Origin of the sequence: Paenibacillus sp. JMULE4 (genome assembly GCF_013337105.1) — a bacterium.
GTDB classification, from domain to species: Bacteria; Bacillota; Bacilli; order Paenibacillales; family NBRC-103111; genus Paenibacillus_G; species Paenibacillus_G naphthalenovorans.
The window spans coordinates 158,323-180,467 of record NZ_SGWF01000016.1; the positions used below are offsets into that span (position 1 = coordinate 158,323).

General features: G+C 49.8%; 21 protein-coding genes. 19 read left to right on the forward strand and 2 right to left on the reverse strand.

What is annotated here, in order from left to right; translation table 11 throughout:
* Window positions 1-20 precede the first annotated feature (20 nt).
* Window positions 21-1,598, reverse strand: a complete 1,578-nt coding sequence (locus tag EXW96_RS18020; protein ID WP_174351104.1) for an ATP-binding protein — start codon at window positions 1,596-1,598, stop codon at window positions 21-23.
* Window positions 1,599-1,689: 91 nt separating this feature from the next.
* Between EXW96_RS18020 and EXW96_RS18025 the strand changes: the two genes are divergently transcribed.
* From EXW96_RS18025 to EXW96_RS18110, 19 genes are all read left to right on the forward strand, one after another.
* Entirely contained in the window at window positions 1,690-2,877 is a 1,188-nt protein-coding gene (locus tag EXW96_RS18025; RefSeq protein ID WP_074730078.1) for a CaiB/BaiF CoA transferase family protein, read from the forward strand.
* 32 nt (window positions 2,878-2,909) lie between these two features.
* Window positions 2,910-3,695, forward strand: a complete 786-nt coding sequence (locus tag EXW96_RS18030; protein ID WP_074730079.1) for an enoyl-CoA hydratase-related protein — start codon at window positions 2,910-2,912, stop codon at window positions 3,693-3,695.
* A gap of 89 nt (window positions 3,696-3,784) precedes the next feature.
* Complete coding sequence (locus EXW96_RS18035; protein ID WP_062409531.1) at window positions 3,785-4,837, forward strand: tripartite tricarboxylate transporter substrate binding protein; 1,053 nt, start codon at window positions 3,785-3,787, stop codon at window positions 4,835-4,837.
* Window positions 4,838-4,926: 89 nt separating this feature from the next.
* Entirely contained in the window at window positions 4,927-5,346 is a 420-nt protein-coding gene (locus tag EXW96_RS18040) for a tripartite tricarboxylate transporter TctB family protein (RefSeq protein WP_062409530.1), read from the forward strand.
* Window positions 5,347-5,362: 16 nt separating this feature from the next.
* Window positions 5,363-6,883 carry a tripartite tricarboxylate transporter permease gene (locus EXW96_RS18045; protein WP_174351105.1) on the forward strand — a complete coding sequence of 507 codons (1,521 nt, stop codon included), beginning with the start codon at window positions 5,363-5,365 and terminating at the stop codon, window positions 6,881-6,883.
* A gap of 237 nt (window positions 6,884-7,120) precedes the next feature.
* Window positions 7,121-7,870, forward strand: a complete 750-nt coding sequence (locus EXW96_RS18050; protein WP_254611454.1) for a LacI family DNA-binding transcriptional regulator — start codon at window positions 7,121-7,123, stop codon at window positions 7,868-7,870.
* 7 nt (window positions 7,871-7,877) lie between these two features.
* Window positions 7,878-8,129 (forward strand): substrate-binding domain-containing protein, encoded by a 252-nt coding sequence (locus EXW96_RS27700; protein ID WP_254611455.1) that lies wholly within the window; start codon window positions 7,878-7,880, stop codon window positions 8,127-8,129.
* Between the two features lie 227 nt (window positions 8,130-8,356).
* Window positions 8,357-9,679 (forward strand): ABC transporter substrate-binding protein, encoded by a 1,323-nt coding sequence (locus tag EXW96_RS18055; protein WP_174351106.1) that lies wholly within the window; start codon window positions 8,357-8,359, stop codon window positions 9,677-9,679.
* 87 nt (window positions 9,680-9,766) lie between these two features.
* The gene (locus tag EXW96_RS18060; protein ID WP_174351107.1) at window positions 9,767-11,089 is read left to right on the forward strand and encodes a carbohydrate ABC transporter permease; all 1,323 of its coding nucleotides are present in this window, start codon (window positions 9,767-9,769) and stop codon (window positions 11,087-11,089) included.
* 10 nt (window positions 11,090-11,099) lie between these two features.
* Window positions 11,100-11,927 carry a carbohydrate ABC transporter permease gene (locus EXW96_RS18065; protein ID WP_174351108.1) on the forward strand — a complete coding sequence of 276 codons (828 nt, stop codon included), beginning with the start codon at window positions 11,100-11,102 and terminating at the stop codon, window positions 11,925-11,927.
* Between the two features lie 51 nt (window positions 11,928-11,978).
* On the forward strand, window positions 11,979-13,325 hold the full coding sequence (locus EXW96_RS18070) for a sulfatase family protein (RefSeq protein ID WP_174351109.1): 1,347 nt from the start codon (window positions 11,979-11,981) through the stop codon (window positions 13,323-13,325).
* Between the two features lie 142 nt (window positions 13,326-13,467).
* Window positions 13,468-13,689, forward strand: a complete 222-nt coding sequence (locus tag EXW96_RS18075; protein ID WP_062409523.1) for a hypothetical protein — start codon at window positions 13,468-13,470, stop codon at window positions 13,687-13,689.
* Between the two features lie 112 nt (window positions 13,690-13,801).
* Window positions 13,802-14,815: a LacI family DNA-binding transcriptional regulator gene (locus EXW96_RS18080; protein WP_174351110.1), complete on the forward strand. Its 1,014-nt coding sequence runs from the start codon at window positions 13,802-13,804 to the stop codon at window positions 14,813-14,815.
* Window positions 14,816-15,009: 194 nt separating this feature from the next.
* Window positions 15,010-16,326, forward strand: coding sequence for an extracellular solute-binding protein (locus EXW96_RS18085; protein WP_174351111.1), 1,317 nt, complete (start codon window positions 15,010-15,012; stop codon window positions 16,324-16,326).
* A 60-nt stretch (window positions 16,327-16,386) separates the two neighbouring features.
* The gene (locus EXW96_RS18090) at window positions 16,387-17,322 is read left to right on the forward strand and encodes a carbohydrate ABC transporter permease (RefSeq protein ID WP_254611456.1); all 936 of its coding nucleotides are present in this window, start codon (window positions 16,387-16,389) and stop codon (window positions 17,320-17,322) included.
* Window positions 17,319-18,137 carry a carbohydrate ABC transporter permease gene (locus EXW96_RS18095; RefSeq protein ID WP_074729410.1) on the forward strand — a complete coding sequence of 273 codons (819 nt, stop codon included), beginning with the start codon at window positions 17,319-17,321 and terminating at the stop codon, window positions 18,135-18,137. Before EXW96_RS18090 ends, EXW96_RS18095 begins: the two co-directional genes overlap by 4 nt.
* Before the next feature lie 32 nt (window positions 18,138-18,169).
* On the forward strand, window positions 18,170-18,934 hold the full coding sequence (locus tag EXW96_RS18100) for a sugar phosphate isomerase/epimerase family protein (RefSeq protein ID WP_174351112.1): 765 nt from the start codon (window positions 18,170-18,172) through the stop codon (window positions 18,932-18,934).
* Window positions 18,935-18,966: 32 nt separating this feature from the next.
* Window positions 18,967-19,989, forward strand: a complete 1,023-nt coding sequence (locus EXW96_RS18105; protein WP_074729406.1) for a Gfo/Idh/MocA family protein — start codon at window positions 18,967-18,969, stop codon at window positions 19,987-19,989.
* Between the two features lie 236 nt (window positions 19,990-20,225).
* Complete coding sequence (locus tag EXW96_RS18110; RefSeq protein WP_062409517.1) at window positions 20,226-21,563, forward strand: DRTGG domain-containing protein; 1,338 nt, start codon at window positions 20,226-20,228, stop codon at window positions 21,561-21,563.
* A 200-nt stretch (window positions 21,564-21,763) separates the two neighbouring features.
* Here EXW96_RS18110 and EXW96_RS18115 read toward each other — a convergent pair whose 3' ends face one another.
* Window positions 21,764-22,078: a YbjQ family protein gene (locus EXW96_RS18115; protein WP_054817456.1), complete on the reverse strand. Its 315-nt coding sequence runs from the start codon at window positions 22,076-22,078 to the stop codon at window positions 21,764-21,766.
* Between the last annotated feature and the right edge of the window lie 67 nt (window positions 22,079-22,145).

Below are 22,145 nucleotides of genomic sequence, written 5' to 3' on the forward strand. Positions count from 1 at the left end.
CCTGTATTTTGCTATTTCAATCAACGTTTGGGGATGCTTATCCAAAAGACGGTTCCAAGATCCGGTGAGGAAGTGACATTCAGCTCTCCGTGCAGTACGTGATCGATATGGTTCTTAACCAGATACAGGCCGTAGCCTCTGTCGGCATTTTTGGTTGAATAGTTCTTCTTGAAAATAAACGGGATCCGGCTTTCCGGAATTCCATGGCCGTTGTCTTCCACCATGATGACCCATTGGTCCTGCTGATCAAGCAAGGTGACCTCGATTTGTCCATCGGCAATGCCTTTGACAGCATCAAACGCATTGTCAATTAAATTGCCGAGAATCAGGATCATGCTGTTGGAAATCTCCTCAGGCAATGGCGGCAGATGGCTTCCGGGATCGATTTTTAACGAGATGTTCCGCTCCTCGGCTTGCTGGATCTTTCCCAGAAGGAGAGCGGAGGTTTTGGGATCCAATATTTTTCGTCCCAAAAATTGAAGCAGCTTTTGTTGGCTGTTGGTGGTTTGCAATATGAACGACTTCGCTTCTTCATATTCCCGCAGCTCCAACAAACCGTGAAGGGTGTGAAGCCGGTTCATAAATTCGTGAGTCTTGGCACGCAGGCCCTCCATGTATTGCTTCACGCCGGTCAGTTCTTCCGCCAGGCTTCGCATTTCGGAGGTATCTCTGAACGTAGAAACGGCGCCGACGACCTCATTGTTTACGATAATGGGAGCGCGGTTGACGATCACGGTGACGCCGTTGACGGTATGTTCCGTATTGTATTCTTTTTCTTTCGTATCCATGACTTCGCTTAATCTGGATGAAGGTATGATCTCCGTTACATGCTTGCCGAGCGCATCGCTGTCAAACGACAGGATCTTGCGGGCCGTTTCATTGATCAAGGTGACTTTCCGGTTTTTATCAACGGCAATGACCCCTTCATGCAAACAGTCCAAGAGGGCTTCGCGTTCCTTCACAATGTTAGCGATTTCATCGGGCTCCAGACCATACATCGTTTTCTTGATGCTCCTGGCCAGCAGGATGGAGAGAAGAATTCCGAGTGCCAAAGCGATGCACAGAAAATAAATGACGGAAATAAAGTACGAATTCACGATTTTGTATATGTTGTTGTTGAACATGCCTACGGCGATGACGCCGATGACTTTGCCGTCTTTTTTGACGGGTACGAATGCCCGGATCGACGGCCCGGAAATACCGACGGCCTTGGAAATATATTCTTCGCCGGCAAGGGCGGGTCCTTCATCGCCTCCTGTAAATCTTTGGCCGATCAACTCCTCATTGTTATGCGTATAGCGTATGCCGTTGGAATCGAGGATCGTAATAAAACCCACTTTGGTTTTCTCTCTTATTTCCCGTGTCCGCGGTTGAAGGTATGAGTGAGGATCGCCAAGCTCTATCGCTTCTCTGATGTCCGGCAATTCGGCTATCAGTTTGGCGGCATCGAGCGCGCTATCCCCGACGGCGTCTTCTACAAATTGAACAATGATCAAATTAAAAAGATAGCCGATACTTACCAGAATCGTCAGTACCACTGTGAGCACTAATCCGATGATGCGAAGCTGCAACGGGAGTTTACGCTTGATGAACGGCAAAACATCTCTCCCCTTTTAGAAGATGATTTCAATATTATATTCGAAATTTTCATAATAATATACTATTTTTATAGGTTAGGAGTGTTGCAATATGCTTCCTTTAGAAGGAATTCGCGTTCTGGATGTATCGCAAATTATGGCAGGACCTCACTGCACGATGATATTGGGCGATTTGGGAGCCGAAATCATTAAGGTGGAGAAAAAGGCCGGAGGAGACGATTCCCGGCAGCTGGGGCCCTTCATCAACGGGGAATCGACAAGCTTTTTCCAAATTAACCGCAACAAAAAAAGCATAGCGCTCGATTTGAAAAGCGAAGAAGGAAAACAAATCTTTTATAAATTAGCCAAAACGTCGGATATTATTGTGGAAAATTACCGTCCGGGCGTTACCAAGTCGTTAAAAATCGATTATGACACGATAAAAGAAATCAATCCGGGCATTGTGTACTGTTCGATTTCCGGTTACGGCCAAACGGGTCCTTACGCTCACAAGGGCGGATTTGACCTGGTGCTTCAAGGCATGACGGGGCTGATGAGCATGACCGGCGAACCGGGCAAAAAACCCATGAAATCGGGGATTGCCGTTTATGATATCGGTGCGGGCATCACGGCAGCCTATTCCATCCTGGCCGCTTATATTTATAAGCAAAAGACAGGCCAGGGGCAGCATGTGGATGTTTCCCTGGCGGAGATCGGATTGCCTTGGTTTACCTGGGAGGCCGCCGCTTATTTTGCCACCGGCAAAATTCCCGGACCGTCGGGCTGGAGGCATCGTTCGGTCGCTCCGTATCAGTCGGTACAAACCAAAAACGGCTATATCATGGTCGGCTGCGCAAACCAGAGAACGTGGGAAAAGCTGTGCACCGATGTGATCGACAAACCGGAATGGATCACCGATCCGCGGTTTAAGACCAATACGGACCGCATCAACAATGTTGAAGAATTGGAAGCGCTGATTGAGGAAGTGATGGCTTCCCATGATTCGGCTTACTGGCTTGATAAATGCGAGAAAGCAGGCGTTCCATCGGGGCCGATCAATAATTTTGCCGAAGCGATGCAGGACCCTCATTATCTGGCCCGGGACATGATCCAGGAAGTGGAGCATCCGGTGATCGGCAAAATGAAAATGATCGGGATTCCGACGAAATTTTCGCTTACTCCCGGCCAAATCCGAATGCCGGCTCCAACGTTGGGCCAACATACGGACGAAATTTTACAATCGATCGGTGTGGAAGAGGAACAAATCCAGTCGATGCGGCAAAATGGCGTTATTTTGTAATGATTCATTTTATAAGTAGAGGGAGGATGCATATGTCAACGCAATACGTTTATATGGAGAAAAACAAGGATGTAGCTACGGTCTATTTTAATCGCCCCGAGAAACGAAACGGGCTTAATTACGAGATGTGGGTTGCGATTGCCGAATTGATGGATGAATGTGAACAGGATAAAGCGGTTAAAGTGGTTGTGTTTCGCGGAGTGGATGAGACGGCTTTCTCGGCCGGGGCCGATATCAGCGAATTCAAGACGCTGCGGTACACTGCGGAAGGAGCGGACAAATATAACCGGGCGACATTGATTGCCGAGGAGAAAATCATGCGCCTCAGCAAACCCACTATTGCGATGATCCAGGGCTTTTGCGTAGGCGGCGGCTGCGAAATCGCCGTGGCCTGCGACTTTCGATTCTCCGATCCAAACGGCAAATTCGGCATTACTCCGGCCAAGCTCGGTTTAGTATACAACTTGCCGGGAACCAAAAATGTGGTGGATCTGGTCGGGCCGGCCAAAGCCAAGGATATTTTGTACACAGGCCGATTGCTGGAGGCGGAAGAGGCGTTCCGTATCGGTTTGATTGACCGTATCTACCCCGCGGAGGAAATTGTGGAGAAAACGTATGAATATGCGGCATTGATCTGCAAAAATGCGCAGTTTGCGGTTAGAGGTTCGAAGTATATTATCGGCAAGGTGCTGGAAGGGGAAACGGAGGATACTCCGGAGATCGCCAAGCTCGTATTGGATTCCTTTGAAACGGAGGATTACCGTGAAGGCGTCGCCGCATTCCTGGAAAAAAGGCGTCCGGCGTTCAAATATTCGTGATGGCCTAGCCTTCGTCGTATAACCCGTGATTAGCGTTAAGAGTAAGTTGAATAGGTTTACAAAAACAAAACAAGGGGAGTTGTAATGCTATGAAGAAGCCTATCAGTGTTTTATTGTCGTCGGTGATTGCCCTTTCTTTAGTCTCTGCTTGTTCGAGTCAGCAAACCGCTGCTCCGGCTGCTCCTGGCACAGGTGGCGGTGCCAATACGGAAAACCAACAAGGAAGTGCAGCTCCGGCCGGATTTGTTCCCACCAAAGATATTGAATTCGTAGTGCCCTACAGCCCTGGTGGAGGAAGCGATATTAATGCCCGGACTTTGGCACAGGTGATGAAAAATGAAAAGCTGGTAGACAAAAATATCATGATTGTCAACAAACCCGGCGGTACCGGGGCTATTGGGAATGCCTATACATTCAGCAAGAAAGGGGACGCTCATACGATTATGACCTGGGTATCCGGCCAACAGGCCGCCACCGTGGTCAACAATGCGCAAGTCACTTTGAAGGATTTGACGCCTATCGCTACACTGGCGGTAGATTCCTTTCTGGTTCTTGTCAAAGCGAGCAGCCCGTACAAGACCTTTGACGATTTAGTCCAAGCGGCCAAAGCCAATCCGGAAAAGATCACGATAGGCGGAGCCGGAGCAACCCAAGAGGATTATCTGATTTACCATATGATCAATAAGCATGCGGGAGCGAAATTGAAATATGTGACGTTCAACAGCGGCGGCGAGGCCATGACGGCCTTAATGGGAGGCCATATCGATGTGGTTTCCAGCAATCCGAATGAAGTCATTGCCCAGATTGAGGCCGGAGAGCTCAGGGCTCTGGCTACAACATCGGAGGAACGGCTGTCCAGCCCATTGGATAACATCCCGAGCTTCAAAGATGTAGGTTACCCCGAGATTCAACTGACACAATTCCGGGCCGTCGCAGGTCCTCCGGATATGCCTAAGGAAGCCGTGAAGTATTGGGAGGAAGTCTTCAAGAAGGTAAGCGAATCCAAGGATTGGCAGGAAAACTATATCAAAAAAAATCACTTGAAGAGCGAATATAAAAACGCGGAAGAAAGCAAAGCGTATTTTGAAGAAGCTTTGAATTTGTATCTTGAAATTCATAAAGAGGCAGGAACGATTAAGTAACGTACAGGCAGGCAAAAGGCTTTACCCAAAGCCTTTTGCCTTCCTAAAGATCATGGCTTAGAACAGTGTAGTGGAGGTGCTGGACCGGGATGGGAAGAATCGTATCTGCGGCGATTGCTTTATTTGGCGTTTTTTGGGCTTATCAAGGCTGGTTTCATCATGAGATTTGGGTCGATAAAGGACCTGGCGGCGGATTTTTGCCGTTTGTCATAGGATTATTAACGGCCGTGTTAAGTTTATTTGAGGTTTTCAAAAATGAACCGTCGTCTTCCAAAATAGAGAAAAAACATGTCGTACCGGTGATCGCCACTTTGGTGATGATCGCAGCTTTTGAAGTGTTCGGCATGATCCTGACCTTCGGCTTGTTCGTTATAGCCTGGCTGGCATTTCTGGAGAAATATCCGATGCTCAAGGCTGCGACGATTGGAATCGGCACAACGGCCGTCGTTTATTTTGTATTCAAGCATTTTCTCCACGTCCCCTTCCCGACGGGCTATTTGGGAATTTAAATGAAAGGATGATCGTATGGGGATCTTACAATCGCTTCTGGATGGGTTCGTTGTTGCTTTATCGATCCAAAATATATTAGCCGCAGTCGCCGGCGCGGTTCTGGGCATCCTCGTTGGCGGCCTTCCGGGTCTGGGTTCCGTTACCGGTGTTGCCCTGCTTCTGCCGATCACGTTCACGATGGACCCGACAACGGGGATCATCATGCTGGCGGGAATTTATTACGGGTGTATGTACGGCGGTTCCTACACGGCTATTCTGGTCAATATTCCGGGAGAATCCTCGTCGATTACCACAGCGCTTGACGGTTACCCGCTGGCTAGAAAAGGGCTGGCCGGCAAAGCGTTGTTTACGTCGAACATGTCTTCGTTTATAGGCGGGACGATCGGCATTATTTTCCTGACCTTTATGGGTCCGGTATTGGCCAAAATCGGCTTATCCTTCGGCCCGCCCGAAATTGCATGCGTGATTCTATTGGCTTTATGCTCGATCAGTCTGCTGTTTGGGGAAAATCAAAGAAAAGGGCTGATCGCGGCTTTTATCGGGATACTGCTGGCGACGATCGGCGTAGACCCGACCCTGGGACAATCGCGTTTTACCTTCGGATCGGTCAATCTGTTGAACGGTATTTCATTTGTCGCCCTGATTATCGGGATGTTTGGTTTTTGCCAAATTATTGAGCTCATGCTGCAAAAAATACACGCGGAGTACAATGCCAAAATTACGATTCGAGAAAGCATACTGGACAAGAGTGAAGTGAAAAGAATTTTGGCCCCTTCCATCCGGACAGGTATTCTCGGGAGCTTTATCGGGATTTTGCCGGGAGCGGGAGCGACGACAGGCTCTATGTTCTCTTATATTCTGGAGAAGAAGGTAGGCAAAAATAAGGAGCAAATGGGCAAGGGAGCCCTCGAAGGCGTTGCGGCTGCAGAATCGGGCAACAATGCGACGGCGGTCGGCGCGTTCGCCCCCCTGCTTTCCTTGGGAATTCCCAGCTCCGGCACTACGGCTGTATTGTTAGGCGGATTGATTATGTGGGGGTTAAAGCCGGGGCCGCTGCTGTTTACAACCAATCCCGATTTTGTCTGGGGTTTGATTTCGTCCATGTACATCGGAAACCTGATCAGTCTGGCGGCCTCTCTCGCTATTATCCCGCTGTTGATTTATTTTATCCGTATACCGAATGCCATTATGATTCCGCTGATCATTATCTTCTGTGTATTGGGGGCATATACGGATCAAAACAACATGTTCGATGTTTGGGTGATGCTGATTGCCGGAGTAGTGGCTTTTATTTTAAGCATCAACCGTTATCCGATCGCACCGCTGTTGATGGCCTTTGTTCTTACGCCTATGTTTGAAACGGCCGTTCGCCAATCCTTCGATATCAGCAACGGCGACCCGGCCATCTTTGTCAGAGGTCCGATTAATATCACCATCCTGACCTTGATTGTGCTGTTTATCATCGCGCCCCTTATCGTAAACTATTGGATCAGAAACAGAAAGTCGGTGCAAAACCATAAAACGGTCGGTAAGTAACAGCCCGGTTTCCTATGAGTTGAATGTCTAATACAGTACACCCGTCATCGGAGGTTCCGGATCGGGTGTTTTTTTCTCTGATTTGGTATCCCGCTGCCCTATTGGTTAAATTCCCATAGAAATTGTATGAATTAAGTATTGACGGTATTTTTCAAGAGGAGTATAATTAATATACATGATGAAAAGGTTTTCATAAAATTTTCATTATACCCATTTTGCTTGGCGAGGTAACGAGGCATGAGATCAAACATTAAAGATGTAGCCAAGTTGGCGGACGTTTCGATCAGTACGGTTTCCAGAGTATTGAACTCGCCGAATCTGGTAGCCGAAGAGACCAGGGACAAAGTGTTCAAGGCGATAGCGGAGCTCAACTATACGCCGAATGCATTGGCCAGAGGCCTGATTCATAAGCGGACGCAAACCTTGGGCGTGCTTATTCCCGACATCTCCAATTTATTTTACGCGGAGATACTGCGGGGGATGGAGGATATGGCGCACCGGCTGGACTATAATCTCATTTTGTGCAATACGGATAACAACAAACCCCGTCTGCTGGCAAGTTTAAAAGTGCTGAAGGAAAAACAAATCGATGGTCTGATTTTTACAAGTGAACCCATCTATCCGGACTACAACGAGCTGTTCCAGCAGCTTCAGATCCCTGTCGTTTTGGCGGCCACACACAGCCTGGAATTTGAAATTCCATCGGTAAAAGTGAACGATGAACAGGCGGGATTTGAGGCGACCGAATATTTGATCCGCAACGGGCATCGCCGAATAGGAATGATTGCAGGATCCATGATGGATCCGGTTACCGCTGTTCCCAGACTGCAGGGGTTCATGCGGGCATTGCGCACCTACAATATCGAGGCCGATTATGAGACCTGCGTACAAAACGGCAACTACCGCTTTGAGGACGGTTATGAAGCCATGGGCAGGCTGCTGCCAAAAATCTCCGGATCTCACGGCTGTCTTTGCGTCGAGCGATGAACGGGCATTGGGGGCTATTTCTTATTGCCACGAGCACGGCATTAAGGTTCCCGACGATCTGTCCGTGATTGGTTTTGATAATACGCGGCTTGCGGTGATGTGTTTTCCCAAATTAACCACGATCGCACAGCCTCTCTACCAAATTGGCCAATTGGCCGTGGAGAAGCTGGATAACTTGGTTCAAGGCAAACAGGTTGGCGAATTAAGAACCTATATTGCTCATGAACTGGTGGAGCGGCAATCTGTGGCAAAAATTTAAATGGAGGATAGCCGCAGGACTGAAAAGCTTTTCATTCATGAATAGCGTAATTTTAATGTTATTAATGCAATTATTAAGAGAAATGACTTCTCTTATGGATGAAAAGCTTTTCATTAAAATCATTTGGCTATGGGGGGATGCAAGGGAGTTTATCGGAATGGGTCGTGCTTCTGAGGGTTTACTGAACATGAAACAATGAAAGAATGTATGGTACAGAGGAGGAAAAAATGAAGTTGTGGAAAAAATCCTCAGTATTCGGATTGGTTATGACGAGTATGATTACTCTGAGCGCTTGCGGAGGCGCACAGGATAACGGTTCAAGCAGCAATCCATCCGGCAGTGACAACCAGTCATCGGCTGCAAATGAGGGAAATAAGGCAGAGAAGGTGAAGATTGTTTTTGCCCAGGGGAACGATCAGACCCCCGCTACAAAAAAATTGATCGATGCTTTTCATGCCAAGCATCCGAACATTGAAGTGGAGCTGCGCGATTTTCCTAACAATTCAACGCAGATGCACGATCAATACGTTACCATTTTAGGCGGACAATCTTCTGAAATCGACGTGATGAACCTCGATGTCGTCTGGCCTGCCGAATTCGCCCAAGCCGGCTTTTTGCTTCCGCTCGACCGTTTTATCCAGGAGGATAAGATTGATCTGAGCAACTATTTGCAGGGCGGCATAGACGCCGGTTATTTTGCCGGTCAGCAATGGGCGCTTCCGCGTTATAACAATGCCGGCTTGTTATACTACCGTAAAGATCTTGTGAAATCGCCGCCGAAAACCTGGGATGAGCTTATTCAGCAAGCCAATGAGCTGAAGGGTCAAGGCGGGACGAAATACGGGTATGTTTATCAGGCCAAGCAATACGAGGGTCTTGTCGTTAACTTCACCGAGCTGGCTGCTGCTTATGGCGGACAAGTATATGACGACAAAGGGAACGTTGCCATCAACAGCGCAAATACCATTAAAGGACTGAACAAGCTGATCGAAATCTCGAAATCGGGATTTGTGCCGACTGATATCAAAACCTTCACCGAGCTTGAAACACGTAACGCTTTTATAGAAGGCGCGGCTGTGTTTGCACGCCATTGGCCGGCTTTGTATGCCCAGGCGATCGATCCGAAAGTGTCTAAAATTGCCGATAAGGTAGGCATCGCTCCGCTTCCGGCCGGAGATGTGAAGTCTGCGGCGGCGCTGGGCGGATGGTTTGCCGCGATCAATAAATATTCGAAACATCCGCGTGAAGCGTGGGAGTTCTTGAAATTCATGGTGGGCCCGGAAGGCCAAAAAATTATTGCGATCGACAGTACGCAGACACCGACCTATTTGCCGCTCTTTGATGATCCGGATGTGCAAAAAGCAAGCCCGCTGTTTGCCAACCGCGAGTTTGTAGAGGGACTTAGCGCTGCTGTTCCGAGACCTATTACGCCGCTGTATGCCAAAATTTCCGATATCATCCAAGTCGAAGTATCCAAGGCCATCGCCGGCGAACAAACTGCCGAACAAGCTGTACAAAACATGGAACAGAAAATCAAAGCGGCGAAATAAACGCACATCATATCAACCTGAATACGGTCGGGAGCCGTCTCCATATGGCTCCCGACTGTTCAAAAGCTTAATGGAAGTGGGTGTTCCATGAACCCGGGAAACAAGAACAAAGCCCGCCGGTATTGGTTTTCGGAGAAACATGCGGGGTACTATTTGGTGCTGCCGGCGTTCATCATGATTTTCCTGATTGCAGTCTGGCCCGTAGCCCGTTCGTTTTGGATCAGCCTGTACGACGTCCGCCTGAACGATCCCGCCAAATCGGCCATGCACAACAGCTATTCCATTGATATGGAACGGTACGTGGGTACGATTAACGTTTTGTTCAATGTACTGGACAATGAAGCGCGCAGCGCCGCCGGCACCGCGAAAGAGGATATCCGCCGGATTGCCGCCGATGTTAAGCAGTTGGCTGGAAAGTTGAACGAGGAGAGCATTGTCAAGGAACGTTATGATCAGGTGGATCAGCTGCTGTATGATTTCAAGCCGGTGCCTGATGCTTTGAAATATGCTGAAATCGATAATCAAACCGCGGTCGATGTCCGCTCGGGACTGACCCGAATCGAAGAGCGTCTTCACCAATTAAAGTCTCAAGATGCGTTAAAAAGACCGGATGATTCCATCGGTTTGGTCAAGGCGTTTCAGTCTTCATTTGTAGAGCCGAACTTTATCGGGCTGGAGCATTATCGTTACTTTCTGACGGACCGGCGAATGTGGGATTCGCTTGCCAATACGACGCTGTTTAGCGTGTTTTCCGTCTCCATCGAACTGGTGCTTGGACTGATGATCGCCCTCCTGATCAACCAGCCCTTCAAGGGCCGCGGGCTTGCCAGGGCCGCTATACTGATTCCCTGGGCAACGCCGACGGCCATTTCGGGAATGATCTGGTCCTACATGTATGACGGCCAAAGCGGCATTTTTGCGAAATGGCTGACGGATCTCGGCATCATTTCCGACATGGGGATGCTGATGTCCACGAAAGCCGGGGCGTTATTCGCCGTCATTTTTGCCGATGTGTGGAAAACGACTCCGTTTATCGCGCTGCTGCTCTTCGCCGGACTTCAGACCATACCCGATTCCTTGTATGAAGCGGCTCAGGTAGACGGCGCCACCAAATGGCAGCGGTTTTTCCGGATCACGCTGCCCATGTTAAAATCGACGATTCTGGTAGCGCTCCTGTTCAGGACGCTGGACGCCTTCCGGGTATTTGACCTGATTTATGTATTAACCGGCGGCGGACCGGCGAACTCTACGGAGTCCATCTCTATTTATGCATATAAAACGATGTTTGCCCAGCTTAATTTTGGAGCGGGATCGGCTTTGTCGGTCATTGTGTTCCTATGCATTGCGATCATTTGCATGATCTACGTTAAAATTCTCGGTTCGGATATCATCGCCAAGCGCGGGGGATAGGGGGAAGCACATGCGCAAAAAAGCGGGTTTCGGATTTCACATATTGTTGTTCATGTTTATATTTGCGGTGTTGTTTCCATTTCTATGGACCTTCCTCGCATCTATAAAATCTCCGTCAGAGCTGTTCGGTGAATCTGCTTTTCGGATCATTCCCCAGCAACCGACGTTGGATAACTATATTTACGCGTTTACGGCGCATCCGCTTGCGCGTTACATTGTGAACAGCCTGACGGTCGCTCTGCTGACGACGGTATACAGTTTGTTCGTTGCGTCCTTCGCCGCATATGCCATCGCACGGCTGCACTTTTACGGGAAAACGTTATTTCTGGGGCTGCTGCTTGCCGTTTCGATGTTTCCTCAGATTGCTACGATTTCGCCTATTTTTCTATTTATGCAGTCAACGGGACTCCGCAATACGTATTTAGGGCTGGTTATCCCTCATACGACATTTGCTCTTCCGCTTGCGATATGGTATATGACCACTTTTTTCAAGAAGATTCCTGTGGAATTGGAAGAGGCTGCAAAGATTGCCGGCGCAACGCTCATGCAAACCTTTCGCAAAGTCATCCTGCCGCTTGCTGTGCCGGGGATGTTCACGACGGCCATTATCGTATTTATCGATTCCTGGCATGAGTTTCTCTTTTCGCTTACGATCAACACGAAGCAAAGCATGATGACGGTACCCGTCGGTATCGCGATGTTTCAAGGGGAATATACGTTTCCTTGGGGAGAAATTACTGCGGCTACCGTCAGTGTGACAGTGCCGATTGTTATTCTTGTCCTTATTTTTCAAAAGCGGATCGTTTCCGGTCTGACATCCGGTGCGGTCAAAGAATGAGCCTGCAATTCGCGGCTTAGGTGATGATGAATGCCAGAAGGAGTATGATCAATGAATAAACCAAACATTCTTCTCATGATATCGCATGATACGGGAAGATATTTAGGCTGTTACGGACGACCTGTAGAAACGCCGAATCTCGACGGTTTGGCCGCTCAAGGCGTTCTTTTCGATAACTATTTTTGTCCGGCGCCCCAATGCAGTCCCAGCAGGGGAAGCGTCATTACCGGACGTTACCCGCATAATCACGGCATGATTGGGCTTGCCCATCTTGGATTTTCCATTCGTGACGGCGTGGCTACGCTGCCGATGGAACTCCGCAAGGAAGGGTATCAAACGGCTTTGATCGGGTTAAGCCATGAGACGATCGGGGAGCCCGGCGGGACGAACTTTTCTTCGGGCAAGGCACTCGGTTATGAGGAAGTCATTTCCGTCCCGGGCGACAGAGCTCCTGCGGTTGGTGAACGAACCGCCGCCTTTTTAAGAGAAAAGGCGAAGGAGGGCGGGAAGCCGTTTTTTGCCTCTGTCGGTTTTTTTGAAACGCACCGGGATTTCGATGAATATGAGCATGCCGCGGACCCTAGGGAAAAGGCCGTTCCCCCGGCTTATCTTCCGGATACGCCGGATGTGCGCGATGATTTCGCCCTGCTTCACGGTTCGGCCAAGACGCTTGATCTTGGCGTCGGACGTATTCTGAATGCCTTGAAAGAAACGGGGCTGGACGAGAACACGGTCGTCATCTACACGACGGATCACGGCATAGCGTTTCCCCGGGCCAAAGGCACCCTGTTCGACAGCGGATTGGAGACCGCACTGATTGTATCGTGGCCGAAGCAATGGGCAGGGGGCAGGACAGAGCGGCAGCTGCTTTGCAATATCGATTTAATGCCGACCCTGCTGGAATTGGCCGGAGCTCCGCTGCCCGCCGACCTTGACGGACGAAGCTTCCTGCCGCTGCTCGAAGGGAAAGAGGATTCCGTACGGGACCATTTTTTCTGCGAGCTGACGTGGCATGATTTGTACCACCCTATGCGCGGAATCCGCACGGAACGGTACAAATATATCCGCAACTTTGAGCCGGGGCCGTCCGTTTACTTGCCGCTGGATATTCACCGCAGCCTGTCCGGGCGTGCGGTAAGGGACGAATATTACGTGCCCAATGTCCCCGAGGAACTGTATGATCTGTCCCAGGATCCGCTTGAAACCAACAACTTGGCCGGAGATCCGGCATTCAGGGATATACTGCTTGAGCTGCGTGAACGCGTAGAGCGCAGAATGCGGGAAACGAATGATCCGCTGTTAAAAGGCAAGGTACCGGGCGTACCGGCTCCCGAATGGGATTCGGAATACCGGAACGGTACGGCTTATGCCGCTAAGGGAAGTAACGCCTCCAGGTAAGTAACCGGGGCGAATAACCCCCTTTTTTCCTGAAGCGCCGCATGATTGAAAAGACCGTTATTCACCGGAATACGGTCTTTTTTCATTGTCCGCTGCAGAGGTCATTATGATACAATGAGTTAAAAAATGCAGGAGAGCAAACATGGAACAATATCAAACCTTAATCGGAGTCGTACTGGAGAAGCTGGATCAAACGTATAAGGATTTAAAGTTTAACTATCAGGGGCTTGACAGTATTTTGGGCGATCAATCGCCCGAGGAGATCGCCAATACGCCCGAGCTGATCACGATAACCGATTTGCGGGATGCGTATGGCGAATTCATTCAATGCATAGAGAGGCGTTTCCCGGGAATAAAAAGCTAAAAATCCAGATTTTGTATTGACACTGAAAATATCTTGTATTAGAATCTTTGTAAGCGCATACATGTAATGGATTACATTCGGTGCGGCAACGGATAAAGAAGGGGGTGTCGGAATGCGAAAGGTGACGATGGATGATGTAGCCAAACGATGCAAGTTATCCGTCGCGACCGTATCACGCGTCTATACCAATCCGGAGAAAGTCTCCCCGAAAAATCGCGAGAAGGTATATCGGGCTATTGAGGAGCTGAATTACCAACCGAATATGTTGGCCCGCAATCTTAGAAAGCTGCAAACCAACAGTATTTTGGTTGTGATCCCCAACATTATGAACACCTTTTTTTCTTACATCTTAAAATCCATACAGAATGCGGCATTTGAGAACGGTTATCAGGTTCTGTTAGGAGATACCGACAAATCGCCGGAGATGGAAGAAAAATATTTGCACCTGCTGCAGCAAAAAATGGTTGATGGCGTGATTTTTTTGTATCCTCGCATGCATCCCTCAGCAATACAGCGTGTAATAGACAAGCACCCTGTTGTGATTGTAGGGCACCAAGAGACACCCGCAGACATTCCTTTTGTAATCAATAACAACCGCTTAAGCTCACAAACGGCAACCGAACATCTCATCCGGTTAGGCCACCGCAGAATCGCCTATTTTTCCGGCCCCCTTGGACTTTCCTTGAGCAAGGAGCGGCAGGAAGGCTTTTTCTCCGCGATGGTAGCCCATGGATTGGCTGTCGATGAATCCCTGGTTTGTGAAGGAGACTTTTATTTTCAATCCGGTTATGATCTGGCCTTGCAGATGCTGGCCTCCCCCAACCCTCCTACGGCATTGGTAGCGGCAAGTGATGAAATGGCCATTGGGGCTATGAAAGCAGCCAGAAAACTGGGGATATCCATCCCGGATGAATTTGCGGTGGTCGGATTTGACGACATCAAAATGGCATTGATCTGTGAACCGCCGTTGACTACAATGGCACAGCCTAAAGAGGACTTGGGCAGAATTTCGGTTGAAATGCTGATCCGCATGATGAAGGGTGAGCCTTTAAGCAGCAAACATGTGATTTTGAATGACGAGTTAGTCATCCGCGAATCCTGCGGATTTCATTTAAACCGTTTGTAATCGATTACAATACAACAAGGTTCGTGTCCGCTTTCAGGACATGAACAAACGATTGATTTGTAATCGATTACAAATCAATCCCGATGCAAACACAAAACCATACGGCTTGAAGGGGGTGATGAAGCGATCCCATTAACGTGCTCCATTTTTCGGTATTGTTTTATCCTTCATAACCATGTTCAGGAGGGTTTGGAATGAAAAAAACAATGGTCATGTTAAGTGCCATCTCCCTTATTTTGGCGGCTTGCAGCAGTTCCACAACACCAACGAGCCAACAAGGAATCACATCCGGAACGTCATCCGGCACCCCGGCGGCAGGAGGAAATAGCGGAGGCAAGAAAACGCTGGAGTTTTGGTATATCGATCCCGGCGAGAAAGAAAAAGTATATTTGGAAGCGGTAGAACGTTTCAAAGCGAAGCATCCGGACGTCGAAGTCAAAACGCTGCAAACGCCAAATGACACCTATAAACAAAAATTTGCTGTAGCGATGACCGGAGGCAATCCGCCCGATGTGTTCCATTCGTGGGGCGGCGGATGGCTGAAAGAGTTTGTCGGTCAGAACAATGTTTTGGAAATTACGGGTCAGTTCGATTCGAGCCTTTATAACCAACAGGCTTTAGCCAATGCGACCTTCGACAATAAAGTATACGGGCTGCCATTGGGGCTTTCCCTGTCCGTGTTCTGGTACAATAAAGAGATATTTGCCAAACATCAGATCAAACCCCCTGCTACTTGGGAGGAGTTCTTGAATGTCGTCGATACGCTTAAGCAAAACAAAGTCATCCCGATCGCATTGGCCAACCAGCCCAAATGGCCGGGGGCTTACTACTTGATGTATTTGGCTGACCGCGCGGAAGGCCCGGAGCTGTTCAACCATGCGTTCGCACGTCAGGGCCGCGGCTTTGACGATCCGGGCTATGTGAAGGCAGGGCAGTACATTCAAGAGCTTTCCAAACGCGAAGCGTTTAACAAAGGCTTCAACGGCATTGCCTACGATGCGGGTCAAGGACGCCAGCTGATGTACACGGGGCAAGCGGCCATGATGCTGATGTCCAATGCGTTCGTAAATAACATGCGGGCGGAAGCGCCGAGCTTTGAGGCCAAATTGGATTTCTTCCCGTTCCCGACGCTGCCGGGAGGCAAAGGCGATCCGGGCAACCTTCAAGCCACCACGGCTCCGGTATGGTCCGTATCCAAGAAGTCGGCCAACCCGGATTTGGCTATCGAATTGATTAAGGAATTGACCAGCCTGGAAACCGCACAAGCTTATTCGGATCGTACGGCTTCTCCTGTTGCGATCAATGGAGTAACTTACAAAGACGTATACGCTAAACGGCTGGCCGAAATGTCGGCGAATGCCAAAGCGATGTTTTGGCCTTATGACCAAACGCTGCCGGCGGAATTGGCCGAGCTGCATAAGGATACGACGCAGGCCTTGTTCGGATTGTCGATTACTCCGGAGGAAGCGGCGAAACGAATGGAAGAAAAAGCGAAGCAAATCTTGAAGTAAAGCAGGACGGGGGATTCTCCCCCCTATCTTCTCAACCTGTGCAGGAAGGATGTGGGGAACTTGCAAAAAACAGAATATTCTTACCCTGCAGCGACTTCGCTGAGCCCGGGCCGAAAAAAACAATTCGATAAAAGGTTGACCATTTGCTTGTTTCTTGCGCCGGCACTGATCGTTTACTGCATTTACATCCTGTATCCGATATTCGGGACGGCTCAATACAGCTTTTATCAATGGAAGGGCGGAGCGGATAAAACCTTTATCGGGTTGCAAAATTATACCGTTCTTTTTTCGGATCCAGTTTTTTGGAAAGCGTTTCTGAATAACGTCAAAATCATTTTCACCTCGGTTTTTCTTCAAATTCCATTGGGGTTGATCATGGCGTTGATTTTGTTTGCTCCCATACGGGGCAAGCGGTTGTTTCAGACGATTTACTTCATGCCTTTTTTGATGTCGACGGTAGCCATTGGTATGCTGTGGATCTTCATGTTTGATCCCTTGAATGGCGTGGTCAACCGTTTGATCAGTCTGTTCGGCTTCGAATATGTCGCTTGGCTCAGCGAAGAGAAGACGGCGATGAGCGCTATCTTATTGGTCATTGTTTGGCAGTACGCGCCCTTTTACATGATTTTGTTTAAAGCGGCGATCGTCGGGATTTCGGAGGATCTGTACGAGGCGGCAAGCATAGACGGAGCGAGCGGGTTTGAACGATTTTGGCATATTACGCTTCCGCTTCTTATGCCGACGATCGTGACTTCATCGACTTTGGCCATTGTCGGTTCGTTAAAAGCGTTCGACATCTTCTATATTATGACGGGTGGAGGACCGAACGGCAGTACGGAGCTGCTGGGTACCTACATGTACAAACAGGCGTTTATTCATTTTGATATGGGCTATGGCAGTGCGGTGGCCTTTATGATGTTCCTGCTGGCATTCATAGCAGCGGGCGTCATCCAAGTTATGGAAGCCGGCCGCAAGAAGAAGGGGGCGATGCCATGACGGCGACGATCAGGCTTGTTCCCCAGTACATCCTTGCCGTTGCGCTGCTGGTCTTTACGGGATACCCGTTCCTATATATGGTTGCGACCTCCTTCAAAACGCAGGAACAATTTTTTATGGATCCGTTCTCGTTGTTCACGTCGATTCAATTCTCCAACTATATCCTGGCGTTTGAAAAAGGACTTGTGGCGTATTTCTTCAACAGCGTCATCGTTACATCGATATCGGTTGCGCTTACCGTATTCATCGCAGCCTTGGCGAGCTATCCGCTGAGCAGATTGAAATTCCGCTTGAATAAGCCGGTATTCCTGCTGCTGGTGTCGGGTATGATGCTGCCTATTCATTCTACGCTGATTCCGATTTTTATTCTGACCCGCAATGCCGGTTTAAGTGACTCTCTTCCGGCTTTAATCGGTCCGTATGTCGCGTTTAGCTTACCGATCTCGATATTTATATTGACCCAGTTCATGTCGGAGCTTCCCCGCGAGGTGGAAGAAGCCGCAGAAATCGACGGCTGCGGTCATATGCGAATGTTTTGGAACGTTATTCTGCCGATGCTTACGCCTGCGGTGGCTACGATTGTGATCTACAATTTTATTCATATCTGGACGGAGTTTATTTTCGCTCTGGTCTTGATTTCGAGCCCGGAGAACATGACGCTGCCGCTCGGAATGCAGAAATTTTACGGAGAATTAACGGTGAATGTCCCCGCATTAATGGCCGCTCTGACTTTGGCTAGCTTACCGATCCTTACGGTTTATTTTATGGCCCAGGAAAAAATCGTTACGGGACTGACCGGCGGAGCGGTGAAATAATGGGATAACAATTCGGAGAGGGAGAGATTCCATTGAAACGAATGGGGATTGGCTTGCAAATGTATACGGTGCGTGACGAAACGGCCAAAGATTTCCGCAGTACGCTGCGTAAAGTCGCTGAGCTGGGGTACGAAGGGGTGGAGTTTGCCGGTTACGGCGACGTGCCCGCCGAAGAGATGAAGAGCTTGCTCCAAGAGTTGAATTTAAAAGCGATCGGCAGCCATGTGAGGTATCATCTTCTCCAGGACAATCTGGAGAACGAGATCGCCTATTTGAAGACCATTGGAGCTGAATATATCGTGTGCCCTAATATTCCTCAGGATGATCGAAGAGATTGGGAGCGGCATTTTTCCTTTTTTGAACAGGTTGCCCGGAAAGCGCAAAAGCATGGTCTGCAGTTCGCTTATCATAACCATGCCTTCGAATTTGAAGAGAAAGTAGGGGAGCAATTTGTCTTCGACGCGCTGTACGATGCGCTGCCTCCTGTTTTGGCCCAGGTGGAAATGGATCTTGGGTGGGTGCAATATGTCGGTCAGGATCCGTTGGCGTATACCGCCAAATATTCGGGACGCCTTCCGCTGCTGCATTTGAAGGATTTCCGCTATGCCGAAGACGGCGGCATCGATACGCTGGAGCTTGGAAGAGGGATTATCCATCTGCCCGAGGTGCTTCAAGCCGCCTCGGATGCCGATGTCGAGTGGCTTATTGTGGAGCAGGACCGGTGTCAAAATCCGCCGCTTGAAAGTGTAGAGATCAGTATGCAATGGCTGCGTGAGAATTATTTGTCCCGTTTATAAAAAGGATATAAGGATATGAGGAGGCTGAAATCATGAAAAAAATAAGAGTGGCCGTGATCGGCTGCGGCGCGATCGCGCAAAGAAGACATATCCCGGAGTATGCGGTGAATCCGAACGTGGAGCTGGTTGCTTTTTGCGACCCGATTCCCGATCGCGCGCAAATGTGCGCGGAGCCCTATTCTGCTCAAGCGTTCACCGATTATGAAGACATGCTGCGCGAGGTCAAGCCGGATGCGGTCAGTGTGTGTACGCCTAACATTCTGCATGCTCCGGCGACCATCGCCGCAGCCAACGCAGGGGCTCACGTCCTGGTAGAAAAACCGATAGCGGCAACCGAAGAGGAAGCGCAAGCGATGATCGAGGCGGCCAGGAGGAACGGGGTTTACTTGATGGTCGGACACAATCAAAGGCTGATGCCTCCGCATAGGAAAGCGAAGGAGATTCTGCAATCGGGCAAGCTCGGCAAAGTGCTGACTTTCCGGACCTCGTTCGGTCATCCCGGTCCGGAGAGGTGGAGTGTAGACGGACGGGACAGCTGGTTTTTCCGCAAGGATGAGGCGATCATGGGAGCAATGGGCGACCTTGGGGTGCATAAATCCGATCTGATCAGGTACTTTCTGGAAGACGAAGTGGCTGAAGTGGCTGCCATCATCGATACGCTGCACAAAGAAGATACGGCCGTCGATGATAACGCCGCCTGCGTGCTGCGGATGAAAAGCGGTGCGATCGGGACCTTGGCGGCCAGCTGGACGTACTACAAAGGCGAAGACAACAGCACCGTATTTTGGTGCGAGAACGGCGTCATGAAGGTGGGTACGCATCCGGAGGATCAGGTGATTGTCGAGCTGCGCGACGGTACTGTAGAACGGTACAAAGTCGGAGCCATCGCTACGAATGAGAAACAGACCGCAAGCGGCGTGATCGACGCCTTCGTAGATTGCCTTGTAACGGGCAAAGCACCGGATATCTCCGGGGAAGAAGGGCTGAAATCATTGAAGGTGATATTAGGCGCATTCAAATCTTATGCGACCGGCCAAATCGTCAAATTGTCATAGACAAGACACTGTGCGGCATCGTGGCAAACATTGGATAATCTGCTAATCCGCTAATCTGCGGCTGCAAAGCAATAGGAAGCCTGAGGCGAGAGAACGCCCTGGGCTTTTTTCCATTCCGTGGACCTTAATGTGGAGGATATACCGGAAATCTGTTTCGGCCAGGCTGTTTTTTTGACACATCTATTATATATAATTGAAAAACAGGATATTACAGTTTGCATGGAGGTGTTTCGGGAATGAGTGAAGAGCCGCAGGAGCTGCTCACCAAGCATGAGCAGATTATCCGATATATCGCCGAGCTTAACGTCGGGACGCGCATATCCGTACGTAAAATCGCCAAAGCGCTGGAGGTCAGCGAAGGAACCGCGTATCGCGCCATCAAGGAAGCGGAGAATCAGGGGCTTGTCAGTACGAAGGAGCGCACAGGAACCGTAAGGGTAGATCGCAAGCAGCGGCAAAATATCGACAAGCTGACCTTTGCGGAGGTGGTGAGCATGGTGGACGGCGAAGTGCTGGGCGGGGCTGGAGGATTGGAGAAAACGCTCCACAAGTTTGTCATCGGCGCCATGCAGCAGGATGCGATGATGCGGTACATCGAGCCCGGAAGCCTGCTGCTCGTAGGCAACCGCAACAAGGCTCATATGGGCGCGCTGGAGCAGGGCGCAGGGGTGCTCATTACCGGCGGATTCGATACCGCTCCGGAGGTGAAGCGGTTGGCGGATGAACTCGAATTGCCGCTGATCAGCAGCAGCTATGATACGTTCACCGTGGCGACAATGATCAACCGGGCCATCTACGACCGGCTGATCAAGAAGCAAATCATGCTGGTGGAGGATATCATCCGCACCGATGCCCCCGTCAGTAGCTTGCGCAGCTATAACACGGTTGCCGACATGGAAAAGCTGATGGAGGAGACGGGGTATAACCGGTTTCCGGTGGTGGATGAATGGAACCGGCCGATCGGGATTGTCACGACGAAGGATGTGGTCGGAGCGGAACCGGACCAGACGGTGGACCGGCTTATGACGCGCCATCCCATCACAATCCATCCGCAGGCTTCCGTCGCTTCCGCCGCGCATATCATGGTATGGGAAGGCATCGAGCTCTTGCCGGTGATCGATACGAACCGCAAAATGATAGGGGTCATCAGCCGTCAGGAGGTGCTGAAGGCCATGCAGTACATCCAGATGCAGCCGCAAAACGGAGAAACCTTCGAGGATTTGATATGGTCGGGATTCGAGGACCGGAGAGACGACGAGGGCAAACTGTATTTCCGCGGGACGATCACGGCGCAGATGACGAATCATCTCGGCACGGTCTCCGAGGGTGTGCTGACCACCATCATGACACAGGTCGCTTACCGGACCGCCAAGGAGCATAAGAAGGGCGATCTCATTCTGGATAATTTCTCCGGTTATTTTCTGAAGCCGGTTCAAATCGACAGCGTCATTGAAATTTTTCCTACGGTCATTGAAGTCAGCCGGCGCTTTTGCAAGATTGATATTGAGATTTTCCACAGCGGCGCCCGCGTGGCCAAAGCCATGCTGACCGCCCGCGTTATTGAACAGTCTTAGGCGGTCGGTAAAACGGCAAAGGGACAGTTTGAAACGATCGCTCGCGGCGGGCGGAAGTCGATTGGGCCACGGCATTTTTGGCTCCATCATATCGGGCTGCCGATAATGGTCGCCGGATTTCGGCTCGAAATCGCACAGCTTGCCTTGCATAACTGAACTTAAAAAGAACCTGATGGTCATCTGCCGTCAGGTTCTTTGGATTATTCCGCATACACCGCGGTCCCGCTGACCGCTACCATTAACATGCCTTCCCGAATCACCTCGTAATCAATGTCAACGCCGACCACGGCATTGGCGCCTATACGTACGGCTTGGGATTTCATTTCCTCAATCGCAATATCGCGCGCTTCCTTCAGCTTGCTTTCGTAAGCTCCGGACCGGCCGCCGACAATATCGGTGATGGAAGCGAACAAGTCGCGTACGATATTGGCCCCCATAATGGCTTCGCCGTTGACTAAACCAAGATAACGGATAATCGTTTGACCTTCTAAGGTATTTGTGGTGGTCACAATCATGGAATCTACTCCTTCCCTAAAATAAACTGCATATATGGTATACGCCAATGACTGGAAAAGGATTCAG

Coding starts and splice junctions, on each gene's coding strand:
- EXW96_RS18045 (WP_174351105.1), top strand. CDS start 5,363: ATGGGGATCTTACAATCGCTTCTGGATGGGTTCGTTGTTGCTTTATCG.
- EXW96_RS18030 (WP_074730079.1), top strand. CDS start 2,910: ATGTCAACGCAATACGTTTATATGGAGAAAAACAAGGATGTAGCTACG.
- EXW96_RS18115 (WP_054817456.1), bottom strand. CDS start 22,078: ATGATTGTGACCACCACAAATACCTTAGAAGGTCAAACGATTATCCGT.
- EXW96_RS18025 (WP_074730078.1), top strand. CDS start 1,690: ATGCTTCCTTTAGAAGGAATTCGCGTTCTGGATGTATCGCAAATTATG.
- EXW96_RS18095 (WP_074729410.1), top strand. CDS start 17,319: ATGACGGCGACGATCAGGCTTGTTCCCCAGTACATCCTTGCCGTTGCG.
- EXW96_RS18065 (WP_174351108.1), top strand. CDS start 11,100: ATGCGCAAAAAAGCGGGTTTCGGATTTCACATATTGTTGTTCATGTTT.
- EXW96_RS18060 (WP_174351107.1), top strand. CDS start 9,767: ATGAACCCGGGAAACAAGAACAAAGCCCGCCGGTATTGGTTTTCGGAG.
- EXW96_RS18110 (WP_062409517.1), top strand. CDS start 20,226: ATGAGTGAAGAGCCGCAGGAGCTGCTCACCAAGCATGAGCAGATTATC.
- EXW96_RS18035 (WP_062409531.1), top strand. CDS start 3,785: ATGAAGAAGCCTATCAGTGTTTTATTGTCGTCGGTGATTGCCCTTTCT.
- EXW96_RS18075 (WP_062409523.1), top strand. CDS start 13,468: ATGGAACAATATCAAACCTTAATCGGAGTCGTACTGGAGAAGCTGGAT.
- EXW96_RS18085 (WP_174351111.1), top strand. CDS start 15,010: ATGAAAAAAACAATGGTCATGTTAAGTGCCATCTCCCTTATTTTGGCG.
- EXW96_RS18080 (WP_174351110.1), top strand. CDS start 13,802: ATGCGAAAGGTGACGATGGATGATGTAGCCAAACGATGCAAGTTATCC.
- EXW96_RS18105 (WP_074729406.1), top strand. CDS start 18,967: ATGAAAAAAATAAGAGTGGCCGTGATCGGCTGCGGCGCGATCGCGCAA.
- EXW96_RS18040 (WP_062409530.1), top strand. CDS start 4,927: ATGGGAAGAATCGTATCTGCGGCGATTGCTTTATTTGGCGTTTTTTGG.
- EXW96_RS18055 (WP_174351106.1), top strand. CDS start 8,357: ATGAAGTTGTGGAAAAAATCCTCAGTATTCGGATTGGTTATGACGAGT.
- EXW96_RS18070 (WP_174351109.1), top strand. CDS start 11,979: ATGAATAAACCAAACATTCTTCTCATGATATCGCATGATACGGGAAGA.
- EXW96_RS18050 (WP_254611454.1), top strand. CDS start 7,121: ATGAGATCAAACATTAAAGATGTAGCCAAGTTGGCGGACGTTTCGATC.